This is a genomic window from Pseudomonas muyukensis (assembly GCF_019139535.1).
Taxonomy (GTDB): Bacteria; Pseudomonadota; Gammaproteobacteria; order Pseudomonadales; family Pseudomonadaceae; genus Aquipseudomonas; species Aquipseudomonas muyukensis.
In genome coordinates this window covers 2,541,037-2,560,217 of the sequence record NZ_CP077073.1, presented here as the reverse complement: position 1 = coordinate 2,560,217, position 19,181 = coordinate 2,541,037, and the positions used below count along the sequence as shown (strand labels likewise).

The following is a 19,181-nucleotide window of genomic DNA, read 5'->3' as shown; positions in this document are numbered from 1 at the left end:
AGACTTCCCTGCACTTTACAGGGCAAATCACCCGGCGTTATAAGAAAGCCGACCCGCGCAACCTGATGAAAGGATGCAAGCATGTCCCAGCACCCCGTGGATTACAGCGAAAAACGCGATTTCATTCGCATGCGTATCGATGCCGAGGTCCAGTTGCTGCAAGCCGACCAGGTGATCAGCGCCGTGTGCATCGACCTCTCCAGCAGCGGCATGCAGGTGCAGGCGCCGCGGCGTTTCCAGGTGGGGGAGCGCCTCGAGGTGCGCATCGACTCCGAGCACACGGCCCTTGCGGGGCTACATGCCAGCACTGAGGTGGTGTGGATCGCCGACCAGCCGGGCGGCGCCCAGCGCTTCGGCTTGCGCATCCTGGCCATGCATTAAGCCGTTACACATTCACCCAGAACAAATGGGGCCGCCCTGCGGCCCATCACCGACTTGCCGGCGATGGGCTGCAAGGCAGCCCCATGACCTGACCGCCGTGGTCAGAAGTCGTCTTCGACCTGCCCGTCCTTGACCTTGAACTCACGGTTCTGCAGGTAGGCGTTACGCAGGAAGATGTACTTGTCGCCCTGGATCAGCTTCTCCGCCGACAGCAGGCTGGCGCGGGTGTCGACCACCTCCAGGGCGAAGATCGAGTTGCGCGTCGGCACATGGTCGATGTAGCGGTAGGGATCGGTGTAGGTGTCCGGGTACTTGGCCAGGCCGTCACGCACGGTGCTTGGGCCAAGGAACGGGATGACCACGTACGGCCCGCTGGGCACGCCCCAGTAGCCCAGGGTCTGGCCAAAGTCCTCGTCGTTGCGCTGCAGGCCCATCTTGGTGCCGACATCGAAGAACCCGCCCAGGCCGAAGGTGGTGTTGACGATCAGCCGTGCGGTATCCACCCCTGCCGCGTGCGGCTTGAGCTGCAGCACGTCGTTGGCCAGGTTGGTGACATCGCCCAGGTTGCGGAAGATGTTGTGGATGCCGTCTTCGAGGAACTGCGGGGTGACCGCCTGGTAACCCTTGGCCAACGGCTTGAGGGCATAGGTGTCTAGGGTATCGTTGAACTTGAAGATCGGTCGGTTGACCGACTCCCAGGGATCTTCCTCGGTGGCCGCCTGGGTAGCCGCCACGGGCGCCAGCAGCAAGCTGGCGCAGACACAGGCCTGGGTGACTCGCTCGAGCACTCCGGCACCGATCCTACGCATAGATGTTTCTCCATCGGATTTCACGGCGGCAACGGCCGTTGGCGCGTTGCTGAATTGGACGCAAGTATAATGGCTTACTGGCTGGGGCGTAGTTTTACACATCTCTGTCAAGATTATGTGAACAACTGTTGCGGTCATCTGCCGGTAACATGGGCGCGCTAGCGTGGGGGCTATTTCAGGGACGTTGCCATGCAAGATGCACCCGCCTTCACCGCCGTGCTGTTCGGCCTGCGCGGCTGCCTGGTCCAGGCCGCGAACGGCACGCCCCTGCCCGCCCCCGGTGCCCTCGACTCGCTGGCCAGCCTGCGCTCGCGCCAGGTGCCGTGCATCTGGCTCGACGAACTCAGCAACGCCCAAGGCAAGCGCTGGGCTGGCGTGCTGCCCGAGTGGTTGCCGGGGCACCCGGTCAACGGCAACCCGTGGCCGGCGCCAAACGCCTGCTGGCAAGCCTTGATGAGCCTGCACAGCCAACGCCTGGACGGCTGCGTGCTGGTCAGCGGCGAGCCACGGCTGCTGCAATCGGGCTTGAACGCCGGCCTGTGGACCGTGGGCCTGGCGGCCTGTGGGCAGGCTTCGGCGCAATGGCAGGCGCTGAGCCGACAAGAACAGGAGCGGGCCCGCGGCAAGGCCACCCTGGCGCTGTACGGCCTGGGCGTGCACTCGGTGATCGACCACCTCGAAGCCCTCGACGCCTGCCTGGCGGACATCGCCCAGCGCCGGCACAAGGGCGAGAAACCCTGATACATCCCCGTTGATACGGGTCATGCAAAGCGCCGGCAGGTGGATTACGCTAGAGGACAGGCCCGAACCTTTGCCGCTTCGCTGAGGTCCATGGTCTGCCAAGCCATTGATGGAGTACGAACAATGCCTGCCCGCGAACTGCAAGAGCAACTCGATAGCCTGCGCGAGCAACTGGACCGCAATCCACCACTTTCGCTGGAAGAGCGCGACCACCTGCACGAACTGATGCAGCAGATCGAAGCCCAGATCAAACTCGAGGAGGCGACCCAGGACAACAACGTGGTCGACGGCGTGAACCTCGCCATCGAACGTTTCGAAGCCGATCACCCCGACCTGACGGCGACCCTGCGCAGCATCGTCAACTCGCTGCACAGCATGGGTATCTGAAAAAACCAGGGCCGCGATGCGGCCCCATTACATTACTGGCGCACCAACCGCAGGTTCTGCGGGCTGATCGCCGCGGTGCTGCGGTACGGGTTGATATCCAGGCCGCCACGGCGCACATAGCGCGCATACACCGTCAGGTGTTCGGGCTGCAGCAGGTTCTTCAGGTCCAGGTAGATCCGCTCCACGCATTGCTCGTGGAAGTCGGCATGCTGGCGGAAGCTGATCAGGTAGGTCAGCAGGCTGGCAGGGTCCAGCGCTGGCCCCTTGTAGCTCACCACCACGCTCCCCCAGTCCGGCTGGCCGGTGACCGGGCAGTTGGATTTGAGCAGGTGGCTGTGCAGCGTCTCTTCTACCACGCGCTCCGAGGAGCAACGCAGCAGTTCCGGTTGCGGCTGCTCGTAGTTGCTGATGCTCACATCCAGCGCGTCGATGCACAGGCCCGGCAAGGCGGTCACGCCCTGGGCCTCGACCTCTGCCAGGGTGCTGACCTTGACCGCCACCGGCTTGCCTGCTGCGGCGGACAGGTCCTTCACCAGGCACGCCTGCAGCTCGGCCAGCGACGCGAACACGGTCTGGTTCAACGAGTTGAGGTACAGCTTGAACGACTTGGACTCGATGATATTCGGCGAGTCGCAAGGGATGGCGAACTCGGCGATAGCCACCACCGGCTTGCCCGAGGGCAACAGCCAGGACAGCTCGAAGCAGTTCCAGAAGTCCACGCCCTGCCACGGCAATGCCTCGCCGCTGACGCCCAGCTCGGCCCACTTGGCCAGGCGCGGGATGGGGAACAGCAGCGCGGGGGTGTAGGTGGCGATGTATTCGCTGGACTTGCCCAGCGGGGAATGTTCGGCGGCGGGATGCATGGAAACTGACCTGAAGGTTCGAAATTGCCCCTAGTCTACCGGTTTTGCACCCCGCCTTGGAGCGGATCTCACTCGATGGTCAGCGGCCCGACCATGCCGGCCTGGTAATGACCCGGCACATTGCAGGCGAACTCGATGGGCGCCGACTTGTGGAAGGTCCAGGTCAGCTCGGCACGCTGGCCAGGTTGCACCAGCACGGTGTTGCCAGCATCGTGGCCGTGGCCGCCGCCCATCATCTGGCTGTGGTCCATCTGGCCATGGTCCATGCCCTCGTGGTTCATGCCGGCGGTGAAGAGCTTGCCTTGCATGGCGACCATTTCCTTCTGGTGCTCGACGTGCATGGCCTTGTCGCCCAGGTTGAACTCGTGGGGCAACTGGCCCTGGTTGATCAGCACGAAGCGCACGGTCTCGCCGGCCTTGACCTTGAGGCTCTTGGGCTCGAAGGCGATGTCCTTGAGCAGCACTTCGACGGTGCGGGTGGCCTTGGCCGCCGGGGCCGGCTCGCCGAAGGCCAAGGGCTTGGCCTCGCCAGCGAAGGTGGGCAGGCTGGCAAAGGTGAGCGCGGCGGTGAGCAACAGGTGTTTCATGGATGACTCCGGATCATTGCAGCGAAAGTGGCGCCATTGTCGAAAAGGCTGGCTGGCAGTTGGCTGACCGCAAGATTACAACTTTGTCAGCTTGGGCAGGCCGGCGGATCGTCACGTATCATTTCCGTCACCACGTCCCACCCTGGAACAAGGACCGCCATGAAACTGCTGATCGTCGAAGACCAGGCCAAGACCGGCCAGTACCTGAGCCAGGGCCTGAGCGAGGCCGGCTTCGCCACCGAGCTGGCCAACGACGGTGACAGCGGCCAGCACCTGGCGCTGACCGGCGACCACGACCTGCTGATCCTCGACGTGATGCTGCCCGGGCGCAACGGCTGGCAGATCCTCCAGGCCGTGCGCCAGGCCGGGCTGGACACGCCGGTGCTGTTCCTCACCGCCCGCGACGCCGTCGAGGACCGCGTGCACGGCCTTGAGCTGGGCGCCGACGACTACCTGGTCAAGCCCTTCGCCTTCTCTGAACTGCTGGCCCGGGTGCGCAGCCTGCTGCGCCGGGGTGCCAGCGCCAGCCAGGACACCTGCCTGAGCCTGGCCGACCTGCGCCTGGACCTGATCCGCCGCCGCGCCGAACGCGCCGGGGCACGCATCGACCTGACCGCCAAGGAGTTCGCCCTGCTCGAACTGCTGCTGCGCCGCCAGGGCGAGGTGCTGCCCAAGTCGCTGATCGCCTCGCAGGTGTGGGACATGAACTTCGACAGCGACACCAACGTCATCGAGGTGGCGATCCGCCGCCTGCGCCTGAAGATCGACGACAGCCACCCGGCCAAGCTGATCCATACCGTGCGCGGCATGGGCTACGTGCTCGAGGAGCGCCAGGACTGATGCGCCGCCTGTCCCTCGGCAGCCGCCTGGCCCTGCTGTTCGCCGCCTGCACCGCGGCCGTGTCGCTGGGCGCCGGCCTGCTGTTCAGCCGGGCCAGCGCCCAGCACTTCGTCGAGCTCGACCAGCAACTGCTCAGCGGCCGGCTGTCGCTGATGCGCAGCTTGCTCGACGGCGCCGACAGCCAGGCGCAGCTGGCCGCGCGCCTGCCAGCGCTGCTCAACGAACTGAGCCACCAGTCCGACCTGGCCTTGCGCGTGCGTGGCGCCGACGGCACGTCCTGGTTCGCCAGCCGCGGCGCGCTGCCGCCGGCACCCGAGCATAGCGGCCTGGCCACGTTGCACAGCCAGGGCATCGACTACCGCAGCCTGAGCACGCCGTTGCACGATGGCCAACCCGGTTCGGCGCAACTGACCCTGTTCCTCGATATCACCCACCACCAGCATTTCCTGCAAGGCATGCAGCGGCTGATCTGGCTCACTGTCGGGCTGTCGGCGCTGGTCACCGCGCTGCTCGGCGCCTGGGCCGCGCGCCGCGGCCTGCAGCCGTTGCGGCAAATGGGCAAGGTCGCCGCCAGCGTCAACGCCCGCTCGCTGACCACCCGCCTGCCGGCCGCCGAAATGCCCGAGGAACTGGCCGAGCTGGCCGGCACGGTCAACGCCATGCTGCAACGCCTGGACGATGCCTTCCAGCGCCTGTCGGCATTCTCCGCCGATATCGCCCACGAGCTGCGCACACCGCTGTCCAACCTGCTCACCCACACCCAGGTCACCCTTACCCGCCCGCGCAGCCTGGAGCAATACCGCGAAGCGCTGCATGGCAACCTCGAAGAGCTGCAATGGATGGCCCAGCTGGTCAACGACATGCTCTACCTGGCCAAGGCCGACCACGGCCTGCTGATGCCCAGCCGCCAGCCGCTGGACCTGGCCGCGGAGGCCGATGCGCTGCTGGAGTACTACGCGCCGCTGGCCGAGGACGCCGAGGTGCGCTTACTGCGTGAGGGCCAAGCCCACACCGAAGGCGACCGGCACATGTTGCGCCGGGCGCTATCCAACTTGCTGGACAACGCCCTGCGCTTTACCCCTGCCGGTGGGGAGATCCGGGTAAGCCTGGAGCCAGGGCTGCACATCGTGGTGGCCAACACTGGGCCTGCGATTGCGCCGCAAATGCTGGAGCGATTGTTCGACCGCTTCTATCGGGCGGATCCGGCGCGCCAGGAAGGCAGCAGCGAGCATGCAGGGTTGGGGCTGGCGATCACCCGCTCGATCCTGCAGGCGCACGGTGGGAAGATTCGAGCGGAGTGTGAAGATGGATGGACGCGGTTCGTGATCGAGTTGCCTGCGTAGGGGCGCAAAGCGCCCCCGGTGTTGCCATGTCTTACTCGTAACGCAGCGCCATCGCCGGTTCGATCTGCGAAGCGCGGTACGCCGGGTAGATCGTCGCCAGGAAGCTCATCACCAGCCCGGCCACGCAGATGATCGCCACGTCGCCCCATTGCAGCTCCGACGGCAGGCTGCTGATGAAGTAGATGTCGGAGGTGAAGATGTGCTGCCCGCTGACCCGCTCGAGCCAGCCGACCACCGCGCTGACGTTCAGCGCCAGGATCACCCCCAGCACCCCGCCAAGCAGGGTGCCGACGATGCCGATCAGGCTGCCCTGGACCATGAACGTGCCCATGATCTGCGCCGGCGTCGCGCCGATGGTGCGCAGGATGGCGATGTCGGCGCCCTTGTCGTTCACCACCATCACCAAGGTGGCGATGATGTTGAACGCCGCCACCGCGATGATCATCATCAGCAGCAGGCCGATCATGGTCTTTTCCATCTTCATGGCGCTGAACAGGCTGCCCTGGGTGTGCGACCAGTCATCGGCGCGGTAGCCCTGGCCAAGGCCCGCGGCAATCGCCTTGGACACCTGCGGCGCGGCATACAGGTCGTGCAGCTTCAGGCGCACGCCCTGCACCTGGCCTGGCGCCCAGCGCTGCATCTGGCCGGCATCGGCGACATGGATATAGGCCTGCGAGCCATCCAGCTCGGCGCCGACCTTGAAGATACCGACCACTGTCAGGCGCTGCATGCGCGGGGTGATGCCGCCCGGCTCCTTGCTGATCTCCGGCACGATCAGGGTCAGCTTGTCGCCGGTATTCAGGCGAAAACGCCGGGCCGTGAGCTCGCCGATGACCACGCCGAACTCGCCCGGCACCAGCGCCTGCAGGCTGCCCTGGACGATGTGCTGGGTGACGATGGAGACCTTGCCCTCTTCGGCCGGATCGATGCCGGCGACCTGGATCGGCTGCATCGCCCCCTTGTACGAGAGCATGCCTTCCATCTCGGTGAGCGGCGCGGCGGCGATCACCGCCGGGTTGCCCTCGGCGGCGCTGGCGACCTGGCGCCAGTCGTCCAGCGGCTGCTCGCCGAGGATCGCGGCATGCGGCACCAGGCCGAGCACGCGCGAGCTCATCTCGCGCTGGAAGCCGTTCATCACCGACAACACCGTGATCATCGCCAGCACGCCCAGCGACAGGCCGATCATCGAGGTCATGGAGATGAACGAGATGAAGTGATTGCGGCGCTTGGCACGGGTGTAGCGAGCACCGATGAACAAGGGCAAGGGTCTGAACATGTACAGGTACACCCAACAGAGAAGTGAACCGGGGCGCCCTCACGGCGCCCCGCGCAGGCGATTCAGATCGCCACCAGATGCCCGTCTTCCAGGCGCAGCACACGGTCCATCTGCCGCGCCAGGTTGAGGTCGTGGGTTACCACCAGGAACGCCGTCTGCGAGTGGCTGGACAGCTCCTGCATCAGCTCCTGGATACCCTGGGCGGTGTGGTGGTCGAGGTTGCCGGTGGGCTCGTCGAGCATCACCAGGCCCGGGCGGTTGACCAGGGCGCGGGCGATCGCCACACGCTGGCGCTCGCCGCCGGACAGCTCGGCCGGCTTGTGATTGAGCCGATGGCCCAGGCCGACCCGCTTGAGCAGCGCCTCGGCGCGCTCGCGGGCTTCGCTGATCGGCGTCTTGCCGATCAGCAGCGGCATGCAGGCATTTTCAAGGGCGGTGAACTCCGCCAGCAGGTGGTGGAACTGGTAGACGAAGCCCAGCGCGCGGTTGCGCAGCAGGCCACGGGCCCGCTCGCCCAGCGCCGACAACTCTTCGCCGGCCAGCCAGACGCTACCCTCGGTGGGCGTGTCCAGGCCGCCGAGCAGGTTGAGCAAGGTACTCTTGCCCGAGCCGGAGCTGCCGACGATGGCCACCCGCTCGCCTGGCTGCAGCTCGAGGTTCAACCCCGCCAGCACCTGCACCGACTCCGGACCTTCCTCGTAGCTCTTGCCCAGGTTGCGGCAACTCAACACGGCTTTATCACTCATGCGCGACTCACTCATAACGTAGCGCCTCTGCCGGCTGGGTGCGCGAAGCGCGCCAGGCCGGGTACAGGGTGGCGAAGAAACTCAGGACCAGCGCCGCGCCACAGACCATGTAGACGTCCTGGGCCTGAAGCTGCGACGGCAGGTAATCGATGAAGTACACGTCGGCATTGAGGAACTTGTGCCCGATCAGGGTCTCGATGCCGGCGATCGCCGCGCTCACGTTGAGCGCGCCGAAAATGCCCAGCACGGCGCCGATCAGGGTGCCGACCACGCCGATCACCGTGCCCTGGACCATGAAGATGGCCATGATCTGCGCCGGCGTGGCGCCCAGGGTGCGGAGGATGGCAATGTCGCCGCGCTTGTCGTTGACCACCATCACCAGGGTGGAAATGATGTTGAACGCCGCCACCGCCACGATCAGCAGCAGCAACAGGCCAATCATGGATTTTTCCATGCGGATGGCCTGGTACAGGTTGCCGTGGGTACGGGTCCAGTCACGCGGGTAGAATTCCTGCTCGCCCAGCTGCTGGGCGATGTCCCAGGCAGCGCGCGGGGCCTGGAACAGGTCGCCGAACTTGAGGCGGATGCCTTGCACCTGGTCGGCCTTCCAGCGATGCAGGCGCGACAGGTCGGCGATGTTGGTGATGCCCAGGTAGCCGTCGATCTCGCCGGCACCAACGTGGAAGGTGCCGACCACGGTGAAGCGCTTCATGCGCGGGAACATACCCGCCGGGGTGACACTCACCTCGGGGGCGACGAAGGTCAGCTTGTCGCCGATGCCGACGCCAAGCTTGGCCGCCGCCTTGTCGCCGATCATGATGCCCCACTCGCCCGGCGCCAGCTTGTCGAGGCTGCCGTGCTGGACGAAGTTGTCGATGATCGACACCTCGCGCTCGCGCGCCGGGTCGACGCCGTTGAGCAGCACCTTCTGCACCTTGCCATCGTGGGTCAGCAAGCCCTGCATCTGGGTGAACGGCGCAACCGCCAGCACCTGCGGATTCTGCTTTACTTTAGAGGCAAGGGCCTGCCAGTCGTCGATCGGCTGGCCGGTCTCGAGCGTGGCGTGGGGGATCATCCCCAGCACGCGGGTACGCATCTCGTGGTCGAAACCGTTCATCACCGAGAGCACCACGATCATCACCACCACGCCCAGGGCGAGGCCGATCATCGAGGTGAGCGAAATGAACGAGACGAAGTGATTGCGACGCTTGGCACGGGTGTAGCGCGTACCAATGAATACGAATAGAGGTCTGAACATGTCGGGGCTTGTTCGGATGAAAGGGAACGTCCTTGTGGCGAGGCGCCTACGGCGGCTTTACACTCGGACCACCGCCGTAACCTTGGGTTCGCCATGACGACATTAGACGAAGAAGATCGCCGCGAATACTACCGCATCGAAGATCGGATCGCACTCCAAATCAGCCCCCTCAGCGCGGCCGAAGCCCTTGAAACAGAACTGTTGCAGGATGATTCCGAGCTGTTCAGCCTGCTCAGCGAACTGCACCTGTCCGACTTCGAGTCACAGCACCTGTTGCGCCAGCTGAGCGAGAAGGACCGCACCCTTGCCGCCTTTTTGCGCGCGCAGAACAAGCGCCTCGACCTGCTCAGCGCGGTGGTCGCGCACACATTGATCGGCGAGATCGGCCAGCCGCAACCGGTCATCATCTCCGAAGGCGGCATCGAGTTCGCCCAGCACCAGCAGATCGCCCCGGGCACCCGGGTGAAAGTGAAGATGGTGCTGATGCCCCGCGCCCACGGCCTGCTGCTGCGCGGCCGGGTCACCCATTGCGATCCGCGCCCCGACGGCGGCTTCGAGGTGGGCACCGAGTTCACCGACATGACCGACGCCCAGCGCCAGCTGCTGGCGCGCTATATCCTGCAGCGCCAGCAACAGCAGCGGCGCCAGGCACTGGAACAGAACGACCCCGCGTCCTGAGCCCTTTTCACCTGAATTTGAAGGAACGAACGTGACCCTTATCTACGGCCACCGCGGCGCCAAGGGCGAAGCACCCGAGAATACCCTGCAGAGCTTCCGCCAGTGCCTGGCGCACGGCGTCAACCGCTGCGAACTCGACCTGCACCTGTCGGCCGACAACGAGCTGATGGTGATCCACGACCCGACCCTCAAGCGCACCACCGGCCGGCGCGGCAAGGTGGTCGAGCACAGCGCCGCCGACCTGGTCACCTACGATGCGCGCAAGGGCGGCCCAGGCCATGTGCAGCCCTGCCCCATCCCGCGGCTGGAGGAACTGTTCGAGAAGTGCCCGTTCGAGCATTGGCAACTGGAGGTCAAGAGCGCCTCGCGCACCCGCGCCGCCAGCACCGTGCTGGCGATTCGCGAACTGGCCCAGCAGCATGGCCTGCTGGACAAGGTGACCATCACCTCGAGTTCACGGGAAGTGCTGGGTGCCGCCCAGGAGCTGGTGCCGGACGTCAAGCGCGGCCTGGTGGCCGAATACGCCTGGCTCGACCCGCTGAAGGTCGCGCAGAACTACGGCTGCGAGATGCTCGCCTTGAACTGGACGCTGTGCACCCCCGAGCGCCTGATCAAGGCGCAGCGCCAGGGCTTGCACGTGTCGGTGTGGACGGTCAACGAACCGGCGCTGATGCGCCGGCTCGCCGACTTTGGCGTGGACAGCCTGATTACAGACTTTCCCGGTTTGGCCAAGACCACCCTCGGGTAGGGCTGAAATCGGTCTCCCCGACCGGCTCAGGCCACCGGCCGGAGCCGCTCAAAAAAGCCGGTTAAGGCCGTCGTAGGCGGCTACCCGATAGGCTTCGGCCATGGTCGGGTAGTTGAAGGTGGTGTTGACGAAGTACTTGAGGTTGTTCAACTCGCCCGGCTGGTTCATCACTGCCTGGCCGATGTGCACGATCTCCGAGGCCTGGTAGCCGAAGCAGTGCACGCCGAGGACCTCGAGGGTCTCGCGGTGGAACAGGATCTTCAACATGCCCTGCGGCTCGCCGGCGATCTGTGCGCGGGCCATGCTCTTGAAGAACGCCTTGCCCACTTCGTACGGCACCTTGGCCTGGGTCAGTTCCTGCTCGTTCTTGCCGATCGAGCTGATCTCCGGAATGGTGTAGATGCCGGTCGGCACGTCGTTGACGAAACGCCAGCTGCCGTTGTCGACGATGCTGCCGGCCGCCGAACGGCCCTGGTCGTGGGCGGCACTGGCCAGGCTCGGCCAGCCGATCACGTCACCGGCGCCGTAGATGTTCGCCACACTGGTGCGGTAGGTCTCGTCGACCTCGATCTGGCCACGGCTGTTGACCTTGATGCCGATGTTCTCCAGGCCCAGCTTGTCGGTGTTGCCGGTACGGCCGTTGCACCACAGCAAGGCGTCGGCCTTGATCTTCTTGCCCGACTTCAGGTGCAGGATCACGCCATTGTCCAGGCCTTCGACGCGGTCGTAGTCCTCGTTGTGGCGCACGGTGATGTTGTTGTTGCTGAAGTGGTAGCTCAGCGCCTGGGAGATTTCCGAATCCAGGAAGCTCAGCAGCTGGCCACGGTTGTCGACCAGTTCCACCAGCACGCCCAGGCCGCTGAAGATCGAGGCGTATTCGCAACCGATCACCCCGGCACCGTAGACGATCAGCTTGCGCGGGGTATGGCTGAGGCTGAGGATGGTGTCGCTGTCGTAGACGCGCGGGTGGTTGAAGTCGATGTCGGCCGGGCGGTACGGGCGCGAGCCGGTGGCGATGATGATGTGCTTGGCGTTGAGCTTTTCCACCACGCCGTTGGGGCAGACCACTTCGATGGTCTGTTCGTCGGCGAAGCTGCCGGTGCCGACGAACACATCGACGCGGTTGCGCGCGTAGTAGCCGGTGCGCGAGGCCACCTGCTTGCTGATCACCTTCTCGGCGCTCTTGAGCACGTCGGGGAAGGAGAACCAGCGCGGTTCGCCGATGGCGCGGAACATCGGGTTGGTGTTGAACTGCATGATCTGCCGCACGGAGTGACGCAGCGCCTTGGACGGGATGGTGCCCAGGTGGGTGCAGTTGCCTCCGACCTGGCGACGGCTGTCGACCATCGCCACCTTGCGCCCTGCTTTGGCGGCGTTCATTGCCGCGCCCTCACCGGCCGGGCCGGAACCCAGCACCACTACATCGTAGTTGTAGACAGCCATGCGTACTCCTTCAGAACTGGCCCGCCGGCCGGGTGGCCGCGCGGCGCGATCACGACGCCTGGGCGCCATGAGAAAATTCGGGTGCAGTCTAATCAAGCGTGAACGCCGCGCACATTAACCCTTGGTCGCGTCGTAGGCCACTGTTGCCTGCACTACATGTGGTTCCACCGGGTCCCTGGCGGCGATCATCCGTGGCTTGCCTTTCACTCGCCTTTCAGCGCCCGCTCGAACGCAGGCGTGGAACGGGAGACGAAGCCACCCCCACTGCGGGTCACCAGCACGGCGGCAATCCCATGGGCCATGGCGAAGTCCCAGCCCTGTTGCGGCCCGAGGACCAACAACAAGGTCGAATAACCATCGGCGCGCAGCGCGCTGGCGTCGAGCACCGTCACCGCCGCCAGGTCATGGTCGACCGGGCGACCGAGGCGGGCATCGAAGGTGTGTGAATAGCGCCGGCCATTGTCCTCGAAATAATGCCGATAGTCACCCGAGGTCGAGACCGCCAACCCGTGCACGGCGATGACCTGGCGGGCGACCTGGCGGTCCTCGCGGGGCAGCTCCAGGGCCACCCGCCAGGGGCTGCCGTCAGGCTTGCGGCCCAGCGCCTTGAGCTCGCCGGTGGCTTCGGCAAGGAAATTGTCGATACCTAGGGCCTGCAGGCGCGCGGCGATCAGGTCGACGGCATGGCCGGCGGCGATGCTGTTGAAGTCCAGTTCGATGGGCGCATCCTTGCACAGGGTGTCGCCTGCCAGGCGCAGGTGGCGATAGCCGACACGCTGGAGCACCCGGGCCAGGGCTTGCGGCTCGGGCACCTGCAGCTCGCGCGCCTGGGGGCCGAAGCCCCAGAGGTCGAGCAGCGGCTCGACGGTCAGGTCGTAGGCCCCCTGGCTCTGCTCGGCCAACTGCTGCGCGAAACGGACCAGCGCCCCCATGTCGCGGTCGATGACCAGGCACTGGTTGGTCGGTAACTGGTTGAAACGGCTAACGATGGAGTCGCCGCGGTAGGTGGAGTAACGGCTGTCGATGGCCTGGAGGATGGCCTCGACCTCGGCTTGCACCTGCTCGGGCGCCGGGCCGCCGGGTTGGCGCACGTACTGGATGCTGTAGCTGCTGCCCATGGTCGGGCCGCCGAAGCGCTCGAGGGTGGGGCCTTGCTTGCAGGCTGACAGCAACAACAGGCAGAGCAGAAGAACGGTGCGCAATATGGATCTCTCGGTTGACCGGCCCACGCGGTCGGTGTGGGAGCGACCTTGTGTCGCGAAAGGGCTGCACGGCAGCCCCGGCAATTGTGGCAGTGACGCTGAAAACCTGGGGCCGCTTTGCGGCCCTTTCGCGACACAAGGCCGCTCCTACAACGATCGCACTGATGCGAGGAGCAAAAAAAACGGGAACCCGAAGGTTCCCGTTTTCTCAACGCATTACAAGCGGATCAGCGTGGAAACGCTGGCGGGTTCACACCGGCCATGTCTTCCATCACGCGTACAACCTGGCAGCTGTAGCCGAACTCGTTGTCGTACCAGACGTACAGCACAACGCGGTTGTCGTTGCAGATGGTCGCCTCGGCGTCGACCACACCAGCGTGGCGCGAGCCGACGAAGTCGGTGGAGACCACTTCCTGGGAGCTGACGTAGTCGATCTGCTTGTGCAGTTCCGAGTGCATGGCGGTCTGGCGCAGGTACTCGTTGAGCTCTTCGCGGTTGGTGGCCTTCTCGAGGTTCAGGTTGAGAATGGCCATCGACACGTTCGGCGTCGGTACGCGGATCGCGTTACCGGTCAGCTTGCCCTTGAGCACCGGCAGCGCCTTGGCGGCAGCGGTGGCGGCACCGGTCTCGGTGATGACCATGTTCAGCGGCGCGGCGCGGCCACGGCGGCTGCCCTTGTGGAAGTTGTCGATCAGGTTCTGGTCGTTGGTGAACGAGTGAACGGTTTCGACGTGGCCGTTGACGATGCCGTACTGGTCGTTGATGGCCTTGAGCACCGGCACGATGGCGTTGGTGGTGCAGGACGCCGCCGAGATGATCTTGTCGTCGGCGCTGATGTCGCCGTGGTTGATGCCGTGCACGATATTCTTCAGCGCGCCCTTGCCCGGTGCGGTGAGGATCACGCGGGCAGCGCCCGGGCAGGCCAGGTGCTGGCCGAGGCCATCGGCGTCACGCCAGACACCGGTGTTGTCGACGATCAGCGCATCGTTGATGCCGTACTGGGTGTAGTCGACTTCGCTCGGGCTCTTGGCGTAGATCACCTGGATCAGGTTGCCGTTGGCGGTGATGGTGTTGTTGGCTTCATCGATGACGATGGTGCCGTCGAACGGACCGTGCACCGAGTCGCGACGCAGCAGGCTGGCGCGCTTGACCAGGTCGTTCTCGGCACCCTTGCGCACGACGATGGCGCGCAGGCGCAGGCCGTCGCCGCCACCGGTCTTCTCGATGAGGATACGCGCCAGCAGGCGGCCGATGCGGCCGAAACCGTACAGGACGACGTCGGTGCCCTTGCGTGCGCTGGCGTTCTGCTGCCCCACCACGTCGGCCAGCTCGTCACGGACGAACTGCTCGGCGCTGCGGCCATTGCCTTGGGCCTTGAACTTGTTGGCCAGCTTGCCCAGGTCGACCGAAGCGGCGCCCAGTTTCAGCTCGCTCATGGCCTTGAGCAGCGGGAATGTCTCGTGGACCGACAGCTCGGTCTCGTCGGTTTGACGGTGACGGGCAAAGCGGTGGGCTTTGAGGATCGAGATAACCGAACGGTTGATCAGGCTGCGGCCATAGATCGAGCTCACCACGTTGTTGTTGCGGTAGAGCTGACCGATAAGCGGGATCATCGCTTCAGCCAGGGCTTCACGATCGATCCACTCACCAAGACACTGGTCGGGCTTCTGAGTCACGGTAACCTTCCACATGTAGGGGAACAAAAAAGGGGCTACATTATGACGCCCCGCGGCGTATCGGGCAATGAGCGCCTGTCGCCGGCGCCAGAGGCGACTGCCACGCCCTTCACAAGCCTGACAGCGCGCCCGCTCACCGGTACAATCGGTCTCTTTGCCGCAACGCTTGGAGTCCAATCTCCCGTGTCAGTTCTGCGCCTACCGAAACTGTCGGCCACGGCCGGCAAACAAACCTGGGGCAACCTGCCCGGCGCGGCCTTGAGTCTGGCCGTCGCCGAGGCGGCCAGTACCGCTGGTCGCTTCACCCTGTTGCTGACCGCCGACAGCCAGGCCGCCGACCGCCTGGAGCAGGAGCTGCGCTTCTTCGCGCCCGAACTGCCGGTGCTGCCGTTCCCCGACTGGGAAACCCTGCCCTACGACCTGTTCTCGCCGCACCAGGACATCATCTCGCAGCGCATCGCCAGCCTCTACCGGCTGCCGGAGCTGGACCACGGCATCCTCGTGGTGCCGATCACCACCGCCCTGCACCGCCTGGCGCCGACGCGCTTCTTGCTGGGCAGCAGCCTGGTGCTGGACGTCGGCCAGAAGATCGACGTCGAGCAGATGCGCAGCCGCCTGGAAGCCAGCGGCTACCGCTGCGTCGACACGGTGTACGAGCATGGCGAGTTCGCCGTGCGCGGCGCGCTGATCGACCTGTTCCCCATGGGCAGCAAGCAGCCGTACCGCATCGACCTGTTCGACGACGAGATCGAAACCCTGCGCACCTTCGACCCGGAGAGCCAGCGCTCGATCGACAAGGTCGACTCGGTACGCCTGCTGCCGGCCCGCGAGTTCCCCATGCAGAAGGACGAGGTGACCCGCTTCAAGGCGCGGTTCCGCGAACGCTTCGATGTCGACTTCCGGCGCAGCGCGATCTTCCAGGACCTCACCAGCGGCATCATCCCGGCCGGGATCGAGTACTACCTGCCGCTGTTCTTCGAAGAAACCGCGACCCTGTTCGACTACCTGCCGGCCGACACCCAGGTGTTCTCGCTGCCTGGCGTGGAGCAGGCCGCCGAACATTTCTGGAACGATGTGCGCGGGCGCTATGAAGAACGCCGCGGCGACCTGACCCGCCCGCTGCTGCCGCCGGCCGAGCTGTTCATGCCGGTGGAGGACTGCTTCGCCCGCCTCAAGCAATGGCCGCGGGTGGTGGTCAGCAGCGAGGAACTCGACGCCGGCACCGGTCGCGAGCGCTTCCCGGCCCGCGCCCTGCCCAACCTGGCGATCGAGGCCAAGGCCAACCAGCCGCTGGCGGAGCTGGCGAACTTCCTCGACCAGTTCGCTGGCCGGGTGCTGTTCACCGCCGAGTCCGCCGGCCGGCGCGAAGTGCTGCTGGAGCTGCTCGAGCGCCTCAAGGTACGTCCGCAGACGGTCGAGAACTGGGCCGACTTCGTCACCGGCAAGGCGCGCCTGGCGATCACCATCGCGCCGCTAGACGATGGCCTGCTGCTGGAAGACCCGGCCATCGCCCTGGTTGCCGAAAGCCCGCTGTTCGGCCAACGCGTGATGCAGCGCCGGCGCCGCGAGAAACGCGGCGAGGCGGCCAACGACGCGGTAATCAAGAACCTCACCGAGCTGCGCGAAGGCGCCCCGGTGGTGCACATCGACCATGGTGTCGGCCGCTACCTGGGCCTGGCCACGCTGGAGATCGACGGCCAGGCCGCCGAATTCCTCACCCTCGAGTACGCAGAAAACGCCAAGCTCTACGTGCCGGTGGCCAACCTGCACCTGATCGCCCGCTACACCGGCAGCGACGACGCCCTGGCGCCGCTGCACCGGCTCGGCTCGGAAGCCTGGCAAAAAGCCAAGCGCAAGGCCGCCGAGCAAGTGCGCGACGTCGCCGCCGAGCTGCTCGACATCTACGCCCGCCGCGCCGCGCGCAAGGGCTATGCCTTCGCCGACCCGGCCGCCGACTACGCCACCTTCAGCGCCGGCTTCCCGTTCGAGGAAACCCCCGACCAGCAGGCCGCCATCGAGGCCGTGCGCGCCGACATGCTCGCCGGCCAGCCGATGGACCGCCTGGTCTGCGGCGACGTCGGCTTCGGCAAGACCGAGGTGGCCATGCGCGCCGCCTTCATCGCCGTGCACAGCGGCCGCCAGGTGGCGGTGCTGGTGCCCACCACCCTGCTCGCCCAGCAGCACTACAACAGCTTCCGCGACCGCTTCGCCGACTGGCCGGTGAAGGTCGAAGTGATGAGCCGCTTCAAGTCGGCCAAGGAAGTCGCCAGCGCCGCGGCGGAGCTGGCCGAAGGCAAGATCGACATCCTCATCGGCACCCACAAGCTGCTGCAGGACGATGTGCGCTTCAAGGACCTGGGCCTGGCGATCATCGACGAGGAACACCGCTTCGGTGTGCGCCAGAAAGAGCAGCTCAAGGCCCTGCGCAGCGAGGTGGACATCCTCACCCTGACTGCGACGCCGATTCCGCGCACGCTGAACATGGCGGTGGCGGGCATGCGCGACCTGTCGATCATCGCCACCCCGCCGGCACGGCGCCTGTCGGTGCGCACCTTCGTCATGGAGCAGAACAAGAGCACGGTCAAGGAAGCGCTGCTGCGCGAACTGCTGCGCGGCGGCCAGGTGTACTACCTGCACAACGATGTGAAAACCATCGAGAAATGCGCCGCCGAGCTGGCCGAACTGGTCCCTGAAGCGCGTATCGGCATCGGCCACGGGCAGATGCGCGAACGCGAACTCGAACAGGTGATGAGCGACTTCTACCACAAGCGCTTCAACGTGCTGATCGCCTCGACCATCATCGAGACCGGCATCGACGTGCCCAGCGCCAACACCATCGTCATCGAGCGCGCCGACAAGTTCGGCCTGGCCCAGTTGCACCAGCTGCGCGGCCGGGTCGGACGCAGCCACCACCAGGCCTACGCCTACCTGCTGACGCCACCGCGCCAGCAGATCAGCAGCGATGCCGAGAAACGCCTGGAGGCCATCGCCAACACCCAGGACCTGGGCGCAGGCTTCGTTCTGGCCACCAACGACCTGGAGATCCGCGGTGCCGGCGAATTGCTCGGCGAGGGCCAGAGCGGGCAGATCCAGGCCGTCGGCTTCACCCTCTACATGGAAATGCTCGAGCGCGCGGTCAAGGCCATTCGCAAGGGTGCCCAGCCGAACCTCGAGCAGCCGCTGGGCGGCGGCCCGGAGATCAACCTGCGCCTGCCGGCGCTGATCCCCGAGGACTACCTGCCCGACGTGCACGCGCGCCTGATCCTGTACAAGCGCATCGCCTCGGCGGCCGACGAAGAGGGCCTCAAGGACCTGCAGGTGGAGATGATCGACCGCTTCGGCCTGCTGCCGGAGCCGACCAAGAACCTGATGCGCCTGACCCTGCTCAAGCTGCAGGCAGAGAAGCTCGGCATCAAGAAGGTCGACGCCGGCCCCAACGGCGGCAAGCTGGAATTCGAGGCCGAAACGCCGGTCGACCCGCTGACCCTGATCAAGCTGATCCAGGGCCAGCCCAAGCGCTACAAGTTCGAAGGCGCGACCCAGTTCCGCTTCCTGGTGCCGATGGAACGCCCCGAAGAACGCTTCAACACCCTGGAGGCGCTGTTCGAGCGCCTCGCCCCACAACCGAACTAAGGAAGCTCCATGCGTGCCATCCGTTGCCTGCCCCTGCTGCTGGCGTTGCTCACCCCAGCAGCCTTTGCCGCAGGCCCTTATCAGGTGGAAATGCTGCTGGTGCGGCAGAACGCCGTGCCGGCCATCACCAGCCCGTTCGCCCCGGAAGACTGGAGCGCCGGCGCGCCGCGCCTGGAACTGGGCGCCGAGCGCCCGACCGCCCTTGGCGACGAGGCCACCCGCCTGCAGGCCACCGCGGACTACACCGTGTTGTTGCACAAGGCCTGGCAACAGGACGGCGACAGCGTCGCCCTGAGCGCCGGCGAAGAGCAGTTCGGCCATTTTCCCATCGAAGGCAACCTGACCATCAAGGAAAACCGCTTCATCGCCGTCGACGCCAACCTCTGGGTCAATCAGCTCGACAGCAACGGCAGCGTGCTGCGCAGCGAGCAATTCAAGCAGAGCAACAGCAACATGAAGGCCGGCCAGCTGACCTTCCTCGACGGCGGGCACCTGGCCGTGCTGCTCAAGGTGTCGCCGGCCGGCACGCGCAAGATACCGCTGCCGGACCCGGAAATGATGGAGCCGTGA

Annotated in this window: 18 protein-coding genes; 9 read left to right on the top strand and 9 right to left on the bottom strand. The window is 65.7% G+C overall.

What is annotated here, in order from left to right:
- Window positions 1-81: 81 nt before the first annotated feature.
- A complete protein-coding gene (locus tag KSS95_RS11490; protein ID WP_217853757.1) occupies window positions 82-381 on the top strand; it encodes a PilZ domain-containing protein in 300 nt (99 codons plus the stop codon).
- A gap of 101 nt (window positions 382-482) precedes the next feature.
- On the opposite strand, the gene KSS95_RS11485 is transcribed toward KSS95_RS11490, so the two are convergent.
- Window positions 483-1,190, bottom strand: coding sequence for an MlaA family lipoprotein (locus KSS95_RS11485; protein ID WP_217853756.1), 708 nt, complete (start codon window positions 1,188-1,190; stop codon window positions 483-485).
- A 189-nt stretch (window positions 1,191-1,379) separates the two neighbouring features.
- Here KSS95_RS11485 and pcrP point away from each other — a divergent pair, with 189 nt between their 5' ends.
- A complete protein-coding gene (gene pcrP, locus KSS95_RS11480; RefSeq protein WP_217853755.1) occupies window positions 1,380-1,931 on the top strand; it encodes an HAD superfamily inactivated hydrolase PcrP in 552 nt (183 codons plus the stop codon).
- Between the two features lie 123 nt (window positions 1,932-2,054).
- Window positions 2,055-2,318: a DUF4404 family protein gene (locus KSS95_RS11475; protein WP_217853754.1), complete on the top strand. Its 264-nt coding sequence runs from the start codon at window positions 2,055-2,057 to the stop codon at window positions 2,316-2,318.
- Window positions 2,319-2,350: 32 nt separating this feature from the next.
- On the opposite strand, the gene queF is transcribed toward KSS95_RS11475, so the two are convergent.
- Window positions 2,351-3,181, bottom strand: coding sequence for an NADPH-dependent 7-cyano-7-deazaguanine reductase QueF (queF, locus tag KSS95_RS11470; protein ID WP_217853753.1), 831 nt, complete (start codon window positions 3,179-3,181; stop codon window positions 2,351-2,353).
- 68 nt (window positions 3,182-3,249) lie between these two features.
- The gene (locus tag KSS95_RS11465) at window positions 3,250-3,768 is read right to left on the bottom strand and encodes a cupredoxin domain-containing protein (RefSeq protein WP_217853752.1); all 519 of its coding nucleotides are present in this window, start codon (window positions 3,766-3,768) and stop codon (window positions 3,250-3,252) included.
- A gap of 159 nt (window positions 3,769-3,927) precedes the next feature.
- Between KSS95_RS11465 and KSS95_RS11460 the strand changes: the two genes are divergently transcribed.
- Together KSS95_RS11460 and KSS95_RS11455 are read left to right on the top strand one after the other, a co-directional pair.
- Window positions 3,928-4,608, top strand: coding sequence for a heavy metal response regulator transcription factor (locus KSS95_RS11460; protein ID WP_217853751.1), 681 nt, complete (start codon window positions 3,928-3,930; stop codon window positions 4,606-4,608).
- Complete coding sequence (locus tag KSS95_RS11455) at window positions 4,605-5,951, top strand: heavy metal sensor histidine kinase (RefSeq protein WP_217853965.1); 1,347 nt, start codon at window positions 4,605-4,607, stop codon at window positions 5,949-5,951. Before KSS95_RS11460 ends, KSS95_RS11455 begins: the two co-directional genes overlap by 4 nt.
- Window positions 5,952-5,982: 31 nt before the next feature.
- On the opposite strand, the gene KSS95_RS11450 is transcribed toward KSS95_RS11455, so the two are convergent.
- From KSS95_RS11450 to KSS95_RS11440, 3 genes are all read right to left on the bottom strand, one after another.
- Window positions 5,983-7,227: a lipoprotein-releasing ABC transporter permease subunit gene (locus KSS95_RS11450; protein ID WP_217853750.1), complete on the bottom strand. Its 1,245-nt coding sequence runs from the start codon at window positions 7,225-7,227 to the stop codon at window positions 5,983-5,985.
- A 62-nt stretch (window positions 7,228-7,289) separates the two neighbouring features.
- Window positions 7,290-7,973, bottom strand: coding sequence for a lipoprotein-releasing ABC transporter ATP-binding protein LolD (lolD, locus tag KSS95_RS11445; protein ID WP_217853749.1), 684 nt, complete (start codon window positions 7,971-7,973; stop codon window positions 7,290-7,292).
- 7 nt (window positions 7,974-7,980) lie between these two features.
- Window positions 7,981-9,231, bottom strand: a complete 1,251-nt coding sequence (locus KSS95_RS11440; protein WP_217853748.1) for a lipoprotein-releasing ABC transporter permease subunit — start codon at window positions 9,229-9,231, stop codon at window positions 7,981-7,983.
- Between the two features lie 93 nt (window positions 9,232-9,324).
- On the opposite strand from KSS95_RS11440, the gene KSS95_RS11435 reads away from it, so the two are divergent.
- Both KSS95_RS11435 and KSS95_RS11430 read left to right on the top strand, forming a co-directional pair.
- On the top strand, window positions 9,325-9,909 hold the full coding sequence (locus KSS95_RS11435; RefSeq protein WP_217853747.1) for a PilZ domain-containing protein: 585 nt from the start codon (window positions 9,325-9,327) through the stop codon (window positions 9,907-9,909).
- Window positions 9,910-9,940: 31 nt separating this feature from the next.
- Window positions 9,941-10,657 carry a glycerophosphodiester phosphodiesterase gene (locus KSS95_RS11430; RefSeq protein WP_217853746.1) on the top strand — a complete coding sequence of 239 codons (717 nt, stop codon included), beginning with the start codon at window positions 9,941-9,943 and terminating at the stop codon, window positions 10,655-10,657.
- Window positions 10,658-10,705: 48 nt separating this feature from the next.
- Here KSS95_RS11430 and sthA read toward each other — a convergent pair whose 3' ends face one another.
- The 3 genes from sthA to KSS95_RS11415 all read right to left on the bottom strand — a co-directional run bounded on the left by sthA (window position 10,706) and on the right by KSS95_RS11415 (window position 14,993).
- Window positions 10,706-12,100, bottom strand: a complete 1,395-nt coding sequence (gene sthA, locus KSS95_RS11425; RefSeq protein WP_217853745.1) for a Si-specific NAD(P)(+) transhydrogenase — start codon at window positions 12,098-12,100, stop codon at window positions 10,706-10,708.
- A 203-nt stretch (window positions 12,101-12,303) separates the two neighbouring features.
- Complete coding sequence (locus tag KSS95_RS11420) at window positions 12,304-13,302, bottom strand: FAD:protein FMN transferase (protein ID WP_217853744.1); 999 nt, start codon at window positions 13,300-13,302, stop codon at window positions 12,304-12,306.
- 227 nt (window positions 13,303-13,529) lie between these two features.
- Window positions 13,530-14,993 (bottom strand): glyceraldehyde-3-phosphate dehydrogenase, encoded by a 1,464-nt coding sequence (locus KSS95_RS11415; RefSeq protein WP_217853743.1) that lies wholly within the window; start codon window positions 14,991-14,993, stop codon window positions 13,530-13,532.
- A gap of 168 nt (window positions 14,994-15,161) precedes the next feature.
- Between KSS95_RS11415 and mfd the strand changes: the two genes are divergently transcribed.
- Complete coding sequence (gene mfd / locus KSS95_RS11410) at window positions 15,162-18,611, top strand: transcription-repair coupling factor (protein WP_217853742.1); 3,450 nt, start codon at window positions 15,162-15,164, stop codon at window positions 18,609-18,611.
- Between the two features lie 9 nt (window positions 18,612-18,620).
- Window positions 18,621-19,181, top strand: a complete 561-nt coding sequence (locus tag KSS95_RS11405) for a CsiV family protein (protein WP_217853741.1) — start codon at window positions 18,621-18,623, stop codon at window positions 19,179-19,181.